Source organism: Proteiniborus sp., assembly GCF_040308045.1.
Classification (GTDB): domain Bacteria; phylum Bacillota; class Clostridia; order Tissierellales; family Proteiniboraceae; genus Proteiniborus.
On sequence record NZ_JAWRHZ010000042.1, the window covers coordinates 1 to 14,066 of the forward strand.

The 14,066-nt window shown below is 33.7% G+C and carries 14 protein-coding genes; 12 read left to right on the top strand and 2 right to left on the bottom strand.

Going from position 1 to position 14,066, the window contains the following annotated elements; translation table 11 throughout:
• Positions 1 to 397 precede the first annotated feature (397 nt).
• The 10 genes from ABV008_RS08680 to ABV008_RS08725 all read left to right on the top strand — a co-directional run bounded on the left by ABV008_RS08680 (position 398) and on the right by ABV008_RS08725 (position 10,462).
• A complete protein-coding gene (locus ABV008_RS08680; RefSeq protein ID WP_352419427.1) occupies positions 398 to 1,276 on the top strand; it encodes a glycyl-radical enzyme activating protein in 879 nt (292 codons plus the stop codon).
• Positions 1,277 to 1,280: 4 nt separating this feature from the next.
• On the top strand, positions 1,281 to 3,641 hold the full coding sequence (gene hypD / locus ABV008_RS08685; RefSeq protein ID WP_352419428.1) for a trans-4-hydroxy-L-proline dehydratase: 2,361 nt from the start codon (positions 1,281 to 1,283) through the stop codon (positions 3,639 to 3,641).
• 157 nt (positions 3,642 to 3,798) lie between these two features.
• Positions 3,799 to 4,788, top strand: a complete 990-nt coding sequence (spoIID, locus tag ABV008_RS08690; protein WP_352419429.1) for a stage II sporulation protein D — start codon at positions 3,799 to 3,801, stop codon at positions 4,786 to 4,788.
• Positions 4,789 to 4,959: 171 nt separating this feature from the next.
• On the top strand, positions 4,960 to 5,796 hold the full coding sequence (locus tag ABV008_RS08695) for a peptidoglycan DD-metalloendopeptidase family protein (RefSeq protein ID WP_352419430.1): 837 nt from the start codon (positions 4,960 to 4,962) through the stop codon (positions 5,794 to 5,796).
• Positions 5,797 to 5,913: 117 nt separating this feature from the next.
• Positions 5,914 to 6,168 carry a sporulation transcriptional regulator SpoIIID gene (gene spoIIID / locus ABV008_RS08700; RefSeq protein ID WP_352419431.1) on the top strand — a complete coding sequence of 85 codons (255 nt, stop codon included), beginning with the start codon at positions 5,914 to 5,916 and terminating at the stop codon, positions 6,166 to 6,168.
• Between the two features lie 343 nt (positions 6,169 to 6,511).
• Positions 6,512 to 7,543, top strand: coding sequence for a rod shape-determining protein (locus tag ABV008_RS08705; RefSeq protein WP_352419432.1), 1,032 nt, complete (start codon positions 6,512 to 6,514; stop codon positions 7,541 to 7,543).
• A gap of 11 nt (positions 7,544 to 7,554) precedes the next feature.
• Positions 7,555 to 8,628, top strand: coding sequence for a flagellar hook-basal body protein (locus tag ABV008_RS08710; RefSeq protein ID WP_352419433.1), 1,074 nt, complete (start codon positions 7,555 to 7,557; stop codon positions 8,626 to 8,628).
• A gap of 130 nt (positions 8,629 to 8,758) precedes the next feature.
• Positions 8,759 to 9,556: a flagellar basal-body rod protein FlgG gene (flgG, locus tag ABV008_RS08715; RefSeq protein WP_352419434.1), complete on the top strand. Its 798-nt coding sequence runs from the start codon at positions 8,759 to 8,761 to the stop codon at positions 9,554 to 9,556.
• A 20-nt stretch (positions 9,557 to 9,576) separates the two neighbouring features.
• On the top strand, positions 9,577 to 9,906 hold the full coding sequence (locus ABV008_RS08720; RefSeq protein ID WP_352419435.1) for a rod-binding protein: 330 nt from the start codon (positions 9,577 to 9,579) through the stop codon (positions 9,904 to 9,906).
• Positions 9,907 to 10,183: 277 nt separating this feature from the next.
• Positions 10,184 to 10,462 carry a hypothetical protein gene (locus ABV008_RS08725; RefSeq protein WP_352419436.1) on the top strand — a complete coding sequence of 93 codons (279 nt, stop codon included), beginning with the start codon at positions 10,184 to 10,186 and terminating at the stop codon, positions 10,460 to 10,462.
• Between the two features lie 25 nt (positions 10,463 to 10,487).
• Here ABV008_RS08725 and ABV008_RS08730 read toward each other — a convergent pair whose 3' ends face one another.
• Positions 10,488 to 10,736: a helix-turn-helix domain-containing protein gene (locus ABV008_RS08730; RefSeq protein WP_352419437.1), complete on the bottom strand. Its 249-nt coding sequence runs from the start codon at positions 10,734 to 10,736 to the stop codon at positions 10,488 to 10,490.
• A gap of 102 nt (positions 10,737 to 10,838) precedes the next feature.
• On the opposite strand from ABV008_RS08730, the gene ABV008_RS08735 reads away from it, so the two are divergent.
• Positions 10,839 to 10,997: a Spo0E family sporulation regulatory protein-aspartic acid phosphatase gene (locus tag ABV008_RS08735; RefSeq protein WP_352419438.1), complete on the top strand. Its 159-nt coding sequence runs from the start codon at positions 10,839 to 10,841 to the stop codon at positions 10,995 to 10,997.
• 118 nt (positions 10,998 to 11,115) lie between these two features.
• Here ABV008_RS08735 and ABV008_RS08740 read toward each other — a convergent pair whose 3' ends face one another.
• Positions 11,116 to 11,937: an MBL fold metallo-hydrolase gene (locus tag ABV008_RS08740; RefSeq protein ID WP_352419439.1), complete on the bottom strand. Its 822-nt coding sequence runs from the start codon at positions 11,935 to 11,937 to the stop codon at positions 11,116 to 11,118.
• 237 nt (positions 11,938 to 12,174) lie between these two features.
• Between ABV008_RS08740 and ABV008_RS08745 the strand changes: the two genes are divergently transcribed.
• Positions 12,175 to 13,998, top strand: a complete 1,824-nt coding sequence (locus ABV008_RS08745) for an ABC transporter substrate-binding protein (protein ID WP_352419440.1) — start codon at positions 12,175 to 12,177, stop codon at positions 13,996 to 13,998.
• Positions 13,999 to 14,066: the final 68 nt, after the last annotated feature.

Genomic DNA, 14,066 nt, shown 5'->3' on the forward strand with positions numbered 1-14,066 from the left:
ATATGTAGTAAAACCTGGAGACGTATTATGGAAGATAGCAAAACAATTTGGACTAGTATGGGAAAAACTAGCTGAGTTCAATAACCTAAAGAACCCACATCTAATATTCCCAGGACAAGAAATACTAATACCAGCAAACTAGTAAAAAAACGAGGGCGACCTCGTTTTTTTTAACAAAGAATCGAGAATTAATAAGTTGTCACTCTGAGAAGGGCAGTATAAGCTTTACTTACGAAGGGTCTCTTAACTTTTTTTAGTTCTGATTCTATGTAAAACATTATGGTAATCTAGTCTAAATTACTATACAAGTTACATATGTAGCAATATTTCTATTATTATGTTTTCATTTCTCAATTGTTCAGGGGTGATGGTTACGGAAGGTAAAGTTTTCAACATAATGAAATATTCCATACATGACGGACCAGGAATTAGAACCACAGTTTTCTTAAAAGGTTGCCCTTTAAGCTGTTGGTGGTGTCACAATCCCGAAAGTCAGGAGATAAAGGAACAGCTCATGCTGTTTCCAAATCGTTGCATAGGCTGCAAGACATGTATAGATGTATGCAAACATGGCGCAATAAAAGAAGTTGATAGCATGATAATTACAAACCTAAAAGAATGTACCCATTGTGGTGATTGCGTTAAGGAGTGCTATGCAGAAGCCAGAGAAATGGCAGGCAAAACTATGACAGTAGACGAAGTAGTAGCAGAAATATTAAAAGATAAGGATTTTTTCCAGCAATCCAATGGAGGCATTACATTTTCAGGAGGGGAACCCTTGATGCAGCCAAGCTTTTTAATTGCCTTATTAAAAGAAATGAAAAACCTTGGCATACATACTACAATTGATACCTGCGGCTTTGCATCAAAAAAGACAGTAGAAGAGGTAAGTCAATTTGCAGACCTATTTCTCTATGATTTGAAACATATGAACTCTGACAAACATGAAAAATACACAGGTGTACCAAATCATAAAATATTAGAGAACCTTAAACTTCTTAGGGACATAAACAAAGAAGTATTTATTAGAATACCTATCATACCAGGAATAAACGATAATATAGATGATTTAAGGGATTTTAGAGATTTTATTAGAACCTTGCCTAATGTGAAAATAGTGAATCTGCTTCCTTATCATAAAATTGGGCAAGAAAAATACAATAGACTAGGTAAGCCATATAAAATCTTAGACGTTGAAGAGCCAACTCAGGAAGAGATGGACTTTGCTTCTGAAGTAATTAAAACCTGTGGTGTAAACGTAAAGATAGGGGGTTAATTTTATGAATGAAAGAGTACAGATTTTGAGACAAAGGAGCTTAGACGCTATTCCTACTATTTCTGTGGAAAGAGCTCAAATAGTAACTAATGCCTATAAAAAATACCAAGGCAAGGTTTCGATTCCTGTCCTAAGAGCATTGACATTCAAGGAACTGATGGAGAATAAGACCATATGCATAAACGACGGTGAGCTTATAGTAGGAGAAAGGGGACCATTACCAAAGGCTACACCAACCTATCCAGAGCTTTGCTGTCACACCATAGAGGACTTTGAAACCATAAATAAAAGAGAAAAAGTATTTTTTAGAGTAGATGAACAGTCAAAAAAAATTCAAGAAGAAGAAATAATTCCTTTCTGGAATGGCAGCTCCATGAGGGATTTACTATTTGACCAGATGTCAGAAGAGTGGAAGGACTGCTACAATGCAGGAATATATACAGAATTCATGGAGCAAAGAGCACCAGGCCATACAGTAGGAGATAATAAAATATTCAATAAAGGCTTTTTAGAATTTAAAAAAGAAATAGATGAAGAAATAGAAAAGCTAGACTTTATCAATGATTTAGATGCCTATGATAAACATGAGCAGCTTAAGGCAATGTCTATATGCTGTGATGCCATAATCACCTTTGGGAAAAGACACGCATTGGAGGCTAAAAGACTTGCTGACTTAGAAGAATCTCCAGAGAGAAAAAAAGAACTAATAGAGATATTTCAAGTATGCAATCACGTACCTGCCAATAGCCCAAGAAACTTCCACGAAGCATTACAAGCTTATTGGTTTGTGCATCTTTCTGTAATAACAGAGTTAAACACATGGGATGCATTTAATCCAGGAAGATTAGACCAGCATATTGAGCCATATTACAAAAAGGGAATAGAAGAAGGAACTTTAACCAGAGAAAAGGCTAAGGAGCTTTTACAGCTTTTCTGGATTAAATTTAACAACCAGCCAGCACCTCCTAAAGTAGGAGTCACTTTGAAAGAAAGCGGAACTTATACTGACTTTGCAAATATAAACTGTGGCGGATTAAAAATAGATGGCACTGACGGAGTAAATGATGTAAGCTACATGATGCTTGAAGTAATAGATGAAATGAGATTATTACAGCCTAGCTCCAATATCCAATTAAGCAGAAAAAGTCCTGATAAGTTCCTTAAAAAAGCTATCGGAATAATTAAGAAAGGTTGGGGTCAGCCTTCAATATTCAATGCTGATACAGTAATAGAAGAAATGCTAAGACAAGGCAAATCTATTGAAGATGCAAGATGTGGAGGCACTAGCGGTTGCGTAGAGACAGGAGCATTTGGTAAAGAAGCATTTATATTAACGGGATATTTTAATTTGGTTAAAGTATTAGAAATAACCCTAAACAATGGAATCGACCCTCAAACAGGCAAGAATATAGGTATAGATACAGAAAACCCAAGAAAGTTCAAGGATTTCCAAGAACTAATGACTGCATTTGAAAAGCAAATAAACCATTTTATAGATATAAAAATCAAAGGAAACAACATTATTGAAAAACTATATATGAAATACATGCCTTCACCTTTTTTATCAATTATAGTTGATGATTGTATAAAAAAAGCTAAAGACTATAATGCTGGCGGAGCAAGATATAACTCTATGTATATACAAGGCGTAGGTATAGGAACATTAACCGACAGCTTAAGCTCAATAAAATATCATGTATTTGACAATAAGACTTTGACCATGGATGAAATGTTAAAGGCTTTAGAAGATAATTTTAGAGGAAAAGAGCGTATTAGACAGCTTTTATTAAATAGAACACCAAGATATGGTAGTGACAATGACTATGCCGATAACATAATGAGAGAAGCCTTTGACTATTTTTATAAGGCTGTAAACGGGAGACCATCAGTAAAAGGTGGCACTTATAGAATAAACATGCTTCCAACTACCTGCCATGTGTATTTTGGTTCTGTAACAGGAGCTACACCAGATGGAAGGAAAGCACATGAACCTCAATCAGAAGGTATATCACCAGTTCAAGGCACTGATAGATTAGGACCAACTGCAGTTATAAAGTCAGCATCAAAAATGGATCATCTAAGAACAGGTGGAACATTATTAAACCAAAAGTTCACACCATCATTATTAAACAGTGAAGAAGGAATAGAAAATCTTATGCACCTAGTTAGAACATACTTCAAGCTAGACGGGCACCATATACAATTTAATGTAATAAGTGCTGATACACTAAAAAAAGCACAGATAACCCCAGAACAGTACAAAGATTTAATAGTCAGAGTTGCAGGATATAGCGACTATTTCAATGATTTAACAGAAGAACTGCAAAATGAAATCATAACGAGAACAGAGCATAAGGGATTCTAATATTTTTTTCATATAGCTTATCCCCCTAGCATACAATTAATTAAGACTAAAATAACGATAGATTAACAATAGTGTAGCGGTAGTGTAACAATAGTTTAACAATTGTTCAACTATTGCTTAACTACTGCTTAACTACTGTTTAAGGGGGATAACACACATGAAAAACCTAGCTATGTACATAATTTTTATTCTCTTTTTAACAATATTATTGCCACTATTCCTTGTAAAAGGTTGTGAGATGAATAAGGGAAAAAATCCTTCCATGGATGAACAGCAGAAAATCATAGAAGGTAAAGAACTTGTAAAAGTATATAATATAAAAACAGGTACTACTGATGAAATGGAGCTAGAGGAATATATAAAAGGAGTAGTAGCTGCTGAGATGCCAGCAGCATTTCATATTGAGGCATTGAAGGCACAAGCCATAGCCGCTAGAACCTATGCATTGACACGTATAGAGAGATTTAAAGATGGAAATCCTGACCATATAACAGCACCACTTTGCACAGGTGTCCATTGTCAGGCATATTTGACATTAGAGGAGCTAGGACAGGACCATGGTCAAGGATGGATTACTGAATACTGGCCCAAGATAAACCAGGCTGTAGATGAAACTAAAAATATGGTAGTAACATTTGATGGAGAATTGATAGATGCTATTTATCACTCAACAAGCGGTGGTATGACAGAGGATTCAGAAAATGTATTTGCAACAGCAAAGCCTTATCTAAGGTCAGTATCTAGCCCAAATGAAGAGAGTTCACCAAAATTTCATTCAAGTATTAGCATGTCATTTAATGATTTTGTAAAAAAAATCCAAGAAATAGTTCCAAACATTAAAATTACAAAGAAAAATGTTACCCAGATTATAAAAGTGGCCGATAAAAGCGAAACAGGTAGAATAATGAAATTGATGATAGGAGATAAAATAGTAGAGGGAAGAGATTTTAGAACACTATTTAATCTCAACTCAACTAATTTTAAAATAAATCTTATAGGAGACAAAATAGAAATAGAAACCCTTGGCAACGGCCACGGTGTAGGAATGAGTCAGTGGGGAGCAAATTCCATGGCTAAAAACGGCAGTTCATATGAAGAGATATTAAAGCATTATTATCAAGGAGTGGAGATAAGAAAATATAATTAAAAATTGAGATCCTTCACATTCGTTCAGAATGACAAAAAAAGTAGTGGTTGGCTTCCATGACAACCTGTCATCCAGAGCGTTAGTGAAGGATTTATTTTTTTGCAAAAAATTTTTTATATACATGTATTATTTTTCTAAAACTGGTCACAATATGTAATGGAGGTGGGACATATGGACGAGTTTAACAAAGAACCCAATAATAATGAAGGCAATAATAAAAATAAAAATCCAATAATAAGTAAAATATCAAAAGGAATGAAGGTGATTACAGATAAAGATGGTTTTTATGTTATCTTATTTATCTGTATATGCATAGTGACAACTACAGCAGTTTGGGTGTCGAAAACAAATTATGACAAGGCAAATACTCCAGATAATATAGAATATCTAGATTTTGCTGAAGGCTATTTTGAAGACATCGAAGATTTAGAAGAAGATAAAAGCAAAGATGTCTCATTAATAGAAATAGATGAAGATTCAGTAACCCAAGAAACAAAAGATAACGGAGCAGAGACTCCAGAAGAACAAAAGACAAAGGTTACATCAACTACGGATGTTGCAGCTACTTCTACAAAAGGGGAAGAACCAGCAGTCACAGTAATGGCTCAGCCAACTCTAGGTAGTATAAGCATGGATTATGCAGAAGATAACCTAATTTATTCAAAAACTTTAGAGCAGTGGACTACACATAACGGAATAGACATAAAAGCAACTGAAGGAACAGTAGTAAAAGCAGCTTTAGATGGAACAATCACTCAAATAGAAAAAGAAAGTGAATTAGGAATAACCATTACCATAGATCATGGAAATGGACTAAAGACAAAGTATGGTTGCTTGTCTACAGATGAGATGGTTGAAGTTGGTCAAGAAGTAAAAAAAGGTGATGCAATAAGTGGAATAGGAAAATCTGCAGGAATTGAGTTATTAGAAGGACCTCATTTACATTTTGAAGTTATTAAAGATGGTAAAAATGTAAATCCTAAAAATTATTTGCCAAAGTTTAAATAATCTTTAAAAAATAAAACATACAGAAGCATCAATAGTTCTAATATTCAACAATTATGCATAAGTATTACTTAAAAAGACTCATAATTTCAAGAATACCGTCAAAGGGGGTTAACTAATTTGAAAGATTATATAGAAGAACGAGCATTAGAGATTGCCAAATATATAATAAGTGAAAATGCCACAGTACGACAAACTGCAATGGTTTTTGGTGTTAGTAAAAGTACAGTCCATAAGGATGTGACGGAGCGTCTTCCCAAGATAAACCCTCTTGTAGCAAGTGATGTAAAGAAAGTACTTGATATGAACAAGGCAGAAAGACACATTCGGGGTGGCAAGGCAACAAAGATGAAATACAAAGCAATTAATAACTAATGAGGATTTAAGACAAATTTTATATAGAGGGGTATACAAAAAATATTATTTCCAAAAAGGAAGTAATATTTTTTGTTTTATTAGAAGAAAAAAAGAGGAATTTTGGAAAATTTATAGAAATATCTAACAGTGGGATAGCTATGCGTATAAATACAATGAAGAATTGAGAATTGAGAATGGAGAATTAAATAGAATTGTCATCCTAAGCGTAAGCGAAGGATCTAGTATTTAAAGATTCTACATTCAATAGTAAAGACTACTAAAGAAAGTATTAAGAATTGATAAGTATTGAAAGAAAATAACTCTCAATTCTCAATTTTCAATTACATAAGGGGGTTTTATTATGTTTTCGTTTAGATCTGACATGGGAATAGACCTAGGGACTGCTAGTATACTAGTATACATAAAAGGCAAAGGAATAGTGCTTCAGGAACCATCAGTAGTAGCCATTGACAAAAACACAAACAAGCTATTAGCTGTAGGAGAAGAAGCAAGGAGAATGCTTGGAAGAACTCCTGGCAATATAATAGCCATAAGACCACTTAGAGACGGAGTCATTTCTGATTATGAGGTAACAGAGCGAATGCTTAAATATTTTATAGAAAAAGCTGCAGGAAGGATGCTATTTAAACCAAGAATCATAGTATGTGTTCCAAGTGGAGTGACGGAAGTAGAGAAAAGAGCAGTATTAGAAGCAAGCAATCAAGCAGGGGCCAGAAAGACATACTTAATTGAAGAGCCAATAGCAGCAGCTATCGGAGCAGGACTTGACATAACAGAGCCAACAGGACATATGATAGTAGATATAGGTGGAGGAACTACAGATGTAGCTATTATTTCTCTTGGTGGAATAGTTGTTAGTAAATCAATAAAAGTAGCTGGAGACAAATTTGACGAAGCTATAACTAGGTATATAAGAAAGAAACACAATGTTATGATTGGAGAAAGAAGTGCTGAAGGATTAAAGATTAACGTAGGAACAGCATTCCCAAGATCAACTGAAGTATCTATGGATGTTAGAGGTCGAAATCTAGTTACTGGACTTCCTAAAAATATAACTATTACATCAGAGGAAATGTTAGAAGCATTAGAAGAACCAGTTACAGCAATAGCAGAAACTGTCCATTCAGTTCTCGAAAAGACACCACCAGAGCTAGCAGCAGACGTAGGCAATATTGGTTTAGTAATGACAGGTGGAGGCTCACTACTATGGGGAATGGACAAGCTAATTAGCAAACGTACAGGTATACCTGTTTATATAGCAGAAGATCCAGTATCTTGTGTTGCAGTAGGTACAGGCAAGGCACTAGAATGGGTTGATGTTCTAGAAAATACTGTATTGTCTGACGACCAGAGAAAAAGAAATTATGAATAGGAGTTGGTTTCGTGAATAATTCCATGTACATAGCAGCGTCTGCGTTATTACAAAATCAAAAAAATATAGATGTAATATCAAATAATCTTGCAAACGCAAACACTACAGGATTTAAAAAGGATATAGCCATATCAGAATCTTTCCCAGAGGTACTCCTAAGTAAAATTAACGATAGAGTAGACATGGACAACCATAGGGCTTTTAGCGGAGTAAATGTTGAAAGGGATGAGGATTCTTATACATTATCAATAAATGCAGGATACTTTAAAGTAAATACACCTGCAGGCATAAGCCATAGCAGAAGTATAAGGTTTACAGTAGATGACAATGGATATCTTAAAACATACTATAAAAATCTAAATGATGAGCTTAAAACAGATGGAGAGAATTATGTTTTAGGCAAAAATGGACCTATTAGAGTAGAAGACAGAAATATAGAGATTGACAATAGAGGAAATGTAATTTCAGGTGGACAAATCGTGGATAATCTCATAACATTCCCACCATTTAATGTTATAGGTACAACTAGTGGAGGAGTTAGATTTGATAAGATAGCCACAGACTATACAGCAGGTATCATAACAGAAACAGGAAACAAGCTAGATTTTGCATTGCAAGGAGACGGATTTTTTAAAGTGCAGACACCAAATGGAGTAGCATATACAAGAGATGGCTCATTTACATTAGATGCCAATGGAGAGCTTGTAACTAATGAAGGACATGCCGTATTAGGGCAAAATGGTCCCATAGTACTAGGCCAAGAGAGTTTCGAAGTCAATGAATATGGTGATATAATTATAGAAGGACAAGTCGAATACAATCTAGATATAGTGAAAATTGACAATAAAGAATACTTAAGAAAACAAGGAGACAATTTATATACTACAGTTGACAATGTAGATGCACAAGAAGCCAGATTTGATGGACAAGTATTAGCTGGATATCTAGAGACTTCAAACGTAAATACAATAAAAGAAATGGTAAACATGATCACAGCCCAAAGAAGCTACGAATCCAACCAAAAAGTAATCCAAGCCCAGGATCAATTACTAGATAAAGTAGTAAACGAATTAGGAAGAGTGTAGAACAATAGTAGAACAATTGTCATCCTGAACGTAAGTGAAGGATCTCGTAGTAGTTCGGGGACATTCCCCAGAAAGATAGACCGTATTGCAGGGACGTGTCATACCTTTAGTGATGAAAGGATGTGAAAATATGATTAGATCATTATGGACAGCCGCAACAGGCATGAAAGCCCAACAATTAAACATAGACACAATTTCAAACAACCTAGCAAATGTAAACACAAATGGCTACAAAACACAAAGAGCAGAATTTAAAGACCTTTTATATGCTACAATCAAAAAAACAAATTTAAATGATGATTTAGGAGCTCCAGTAAACCTAGAAGTAGGTCATGGAGTAATGCCTAGTGCTACAACAAGAGATTTCAGAAAAGGAAGCTTAATAGAAACACAGAACGACCTTGACTTTGCAATAGATGGAGAAGGCTTCTTTTCAGTACTATTACCTAACGATAATGTAAGATATACTAGAGATGGTAGCTTTAAGCTAAGTGTAGACGGAGACGAAGCTATGCTAGTAACATCAGACGGATATATTGTACTTAATGAAGATGATGATGTTATCATAGTAGAAAATGGAATGACAGATTTAAATGTAGATAGTATGGGATATGTAACTGCAAAAGATGAAGATGAAGAAACGATCGAGCTTGGAAGACTAAAAATAGTTAACTTCATGAATCCTGCAGGGCTTTTAAGCGAAGGACAAAATCTATACAGCATAACAGCTGCAGCGGGGGAAGAATATTTACTAGAAGCAGATGAGATGGATAGTAAAATTGTACAAGGATACCTTGAAGCTTCGAATGTTCAGGTAGTGGAAGAAATGGTAAAGATGATAACAGCTCAAAGAGCCTATGAAATAAACTCAAAAGCAATTCAAGTATCAGATGAAATGCTTCAAATGGCAAATAGCCTAAGAAGATAATAAATATTTAAGGTGATTATATGAACATAATAGATTCAAGCGCTAATATGCTAATAAATACAAATACATATGACGAAAATAAAATAAAGCAAATTACTGAAAAAGCTAACAACAAAGAAAACGATAAAGCACTTATGAAAGCATGCCAAGATTTTGAAGCCATATTCACCCACATGCTTCTAAAATCCATGCGTTCAACAATACCAGAAAGTGAGCTTATAGAAAAAGGTACAGCTACAGAAATCTTTGAAGACATGTACGACCAAGAATTAGCAAATCACCTAAGCAAAGGCACCAATGGTATAGGTATAGCTCAGATGCTTTATAACCAAATGAAGAGAAATTATTAATCAAACAGAAATTTGAAAACACCTTTTGGTAAAATGAAACCAAAGGGTGTTTTTTGTTGAGAAAATATATTATTGTTCAAAATACAACTTGATACTGCTACCTAATTATAAATATTAATTTAATTATTGCATAAAATGACACTTATTGATAATATATATACAAAAGTGTCATTTTTGTTAAGTAAATAGACCCATATATGTCTTTATGGGAAGTTTACATGGAGGTAGTTTATGAACGGTTTTAAAATTTACAAGGATGGTAAACCCATAAAGGAAGATGAAAACAAAGCTGGATCATACGAATACAAAGTCTTATATCTCAGCAGGAGATTATTATACATTTAAAAATTTAGAAGAGACTAATCATTTGAGCGTTGAGGAAGAAACAAGACTTTTGACCATTAGAAAAAAAGGATATTTTATAGAACAAGTTTCTAAGACTAGTAAGGTTACACAAGTTATAGATATGATTCAGAGAAAGGACAACTATACAGAGGATCACTGCAACCGTAAACCCATAAGTTTGTTGTGCAGACACTTAGTATACCATTTCTAGTAAAACGAAAGCAGAACAGATATTATCACTCCATTTCTAGCAACCATAACACACTTACTCCTAAAGCATCAGCAATGGCAACAAGTTCAATATCTGTTACAGGTCTTGTTTTCGCTTCTATTTTAGAGATAGTAGTTTTCTCTAATTCAACTCCTCGAACAGCTAGACGAGCTAATAAATCTGTTTGAGTAACTTTAGGTTTGGCTTTATGTCGAGCTTGTCGAACACGTTCACCTATTAAGTTTCTATTATTTGAATCGTTCATTTTAATCATACATAAATCCTCCAAATTATTTATTTATAAACTTGATTATAAAGCAAGTTTAATGTTATAATTTGCTTTGTAAGCAAGTTATATAATAATGGAGGATTTTGTATGAATGATATAGAGAAACGTATGGAAGAACTAAGAGAGCAACTAAATAGACTTGCTTATGATATAGATAACTGTGATGTAGAGAAGTTACTCAATACTAGTAGAGAATTGGACAAGGTTATAAACGAGTATATCAAAGCAAAGAAAAAAGTAGAGTAGCTAAAGGAAATAAATCATAATCTAACATGTTGAATGAAAAATCTCCTAGTAAGCAACACTAAAATAACAAAGGATTAAAATTAGCAATAATATTATACTAATCTTAATCCTTTTGATTTTAATACTCTATAACAGACCCACTCCCAACCTCTTTAATCTCACATATTTTAGATATCATCAACTTGTATTCTAACCTTGTACAGTGACAAGGATGCATTAAAGTTGGCTGCAAGTTACTTAAATAATCAATAGTGCCTTGGATTTTTTCATCAGATGGATTTAGTAGATGAAGACCACCTATGATATCAAGTACTTTTTCCTTATTAAATAGGCTAATTGCAGCATTAGTTATATTACATATTCCAGAATGAGAACAGCCTGTAATCACAACTAAGCCATCATTTGTATCATAAGCAAGCGCAGAATCTTCTACTAAATAATCAGGCATAAATTCACCGTTTACTAAGACTTTTGCCCTCGGAGTGAAATTTTCAAATGGATGAGTACGTTTGATTTCACCTAAGAATACTAGCTTTTCAGTTATCCAAAATGGTTCAGTTGTCTTCTTTACATTAAAATAGTTGCTTATAACTTCTCTAGCCAATACATTTCCTACAATCTTACCATTTAAATATTTCATTTCAAATGTTAAAGGATGAGTTACCAGTGTAGGTTTTTTCTTTGGAGGATTATCTTTGTAATAGTTTATTAGATGAAATAGACCACCAATATGGTCATCATGTCCATGAGAAATCACTATGTAATCAATATCATCTAAAGGAATATTTAAATTTCTTGAGTTATTCAAAAAAACATCAGTAAGACCTAAATCAAATAATATCTTTTTCCCTTCATCTTCAATAAAAAAAGATAGTCCAGGCTCACCATACAAACTATTTCCTATTAAAGTATTGTTGTCAACTAAAACTGTAAGCTTCAAAGCAATCACCTTGTATAATAAATTTAGGTTTTTTGGATACCTATAAACCTTAATACTACTAACTTAAAGTATAGGTAAAAATCCTCAAACATACAACAAAAGTTAGTATAGGTATTATCTATAAATTAACAATCTTTATAGGTATTCTTGATTGGACAGAGATGGACAAAACATGTAGAATTATGTCGGATTCGATGACTTTATAAAAAAACATACGAAAGAAGGGTTTTATTAACGATGAAAAATACAGCATTTAAGCAAACATTAATTCTCGTGTTAATCTTTACTCTTATTTTTACAATGGCTGGATGTAATGCAAAGCCAGCAGAAGCCCCAGAAGAACAAACAGCTAAAAGCGAAGAATCAGCTACTCCAGAAAAAGAAATCAAAAATCCTGACACATTTATTGAAGCAACTACAAGTACAATTGAAACACTAGACCTTCATTTCATGACTAGTTCAGCAACTACTTGTATAGCTTACAATGTTTATGATTCATTGCTTGTTAGAAATGAGCAAGGAGAACTAGAGCCTTGTTTAGCATCAGAAATACCAAGCTATGAAAATGAACTAATAAAGGATAAGGATAATGGAGGTATGTCCATAGAGTTTCCAATTAGAGAAGGAGTTAAATTCCATAACGGAGAGCTTCTTACTCCAGAAGATGTAAAATATACTTTTACACGTGGAATCATAGTAGGCGCATTATCTGATTTATGTCAAGCTTTAACTGGCGAAGGTGCCTTCAATTCTTTAGTAGAAAAAGAAGGTATGGATAAGGCTTATGATATATTAGATGCAGCTATTACAGTTGAAGGAAATTCAGTAGTTTTCAATTTAGGAGAACCCTTTGCTCCATTTATAGAGATAGTATCTGACGATGGTGCAGAATATGGAATACTTAATAAAAAATGGGCAGTAGATGAAGGAGCATGGCCAGGAACTAAAGAAACAGTAAAAGACTACGTGGCAATTACAGATGAAAACAACACATTACATGATAAAATGATGGGAACAGGTCCATTTAAATTAGGCTCATGGCAACAAGGAGAAAGACTTACTCTTGATAGATTTGATGATTACTGGCAAGGACCTGCTAAAATAAGTCGTGTTGTTAGAGAAATTATTACAGAAGGCAATATTGCAATTCAAAAATTGCAAAAAGGAGACATTGACTTTGTTGAGCTTAGCTTGCCTGAAGTACAACAAGTAGAAGGATACGAAGGAATAAAAGTAGTTAAAGATATACCTGCAGCACAATTAATAAAAATTAACTTTAACTTTGATATCAATGGAGATAAATACATAGGAAACAAAGAATTTGGTTCTAATGGTGCTCCAAGCAATATTTTTAGTGATTTAGATGTAAGAAAAGCTTTTTGTTATGCTTTTGATTATAAAACATTTATTGACGATGTACTACTTGGCACAGGCATAAAACCATATGGTCCAGTACTTGTAGGATATCCAACTGCAAATCCAAACAATCCTCAATATGATCTTGACTTAGCTAAAGCAGAAGAGCATTTTAAAAATGCTTTTGGCGGAGAACTTTGGGAAAAAGGATTTAAGCTTACTGTACCATATAATGAAGGCTCAACTAGTAGACAACGTGCTCTTGAAATATTACAAGCTAATTTAAAACAAATAAATCCTAAATTTGAAATAGAGCTAACTTCATTGCCATGGGCTGCTTATGTTGGTGCTATAAATGATAAAGAACTTCCAATGTCAATATTCGGAATACTACCAAGCTACGACCATCCATACTGTTCATTAGCATATCATATGTATTCTGATGGATACTATGCTGGAGTTAATGGATATACAGAGTTAGCTAAAGAAAAGTACGACCCATTAATTAAAGAATTAGCAAAAACATTTGATGCTGAAAGAACAGAGGAAATTTCACATGAATTACAAAAACTTTCTTCTGAAGATGCACTTTCAATTTTCCACTACCAAGTTATTGGACAAGTTGGAATGAGAGACTGGGTTCAAGGTTATCATACAACTGCTTACCCATTCTTAGTTGACTATTATGATATTTATAAAGATTAATATATAAACGATTTCTGACGAGGCTTATTAACCTCGTCAGAAATTTATTACTTCCAAAGTGAGGTGAA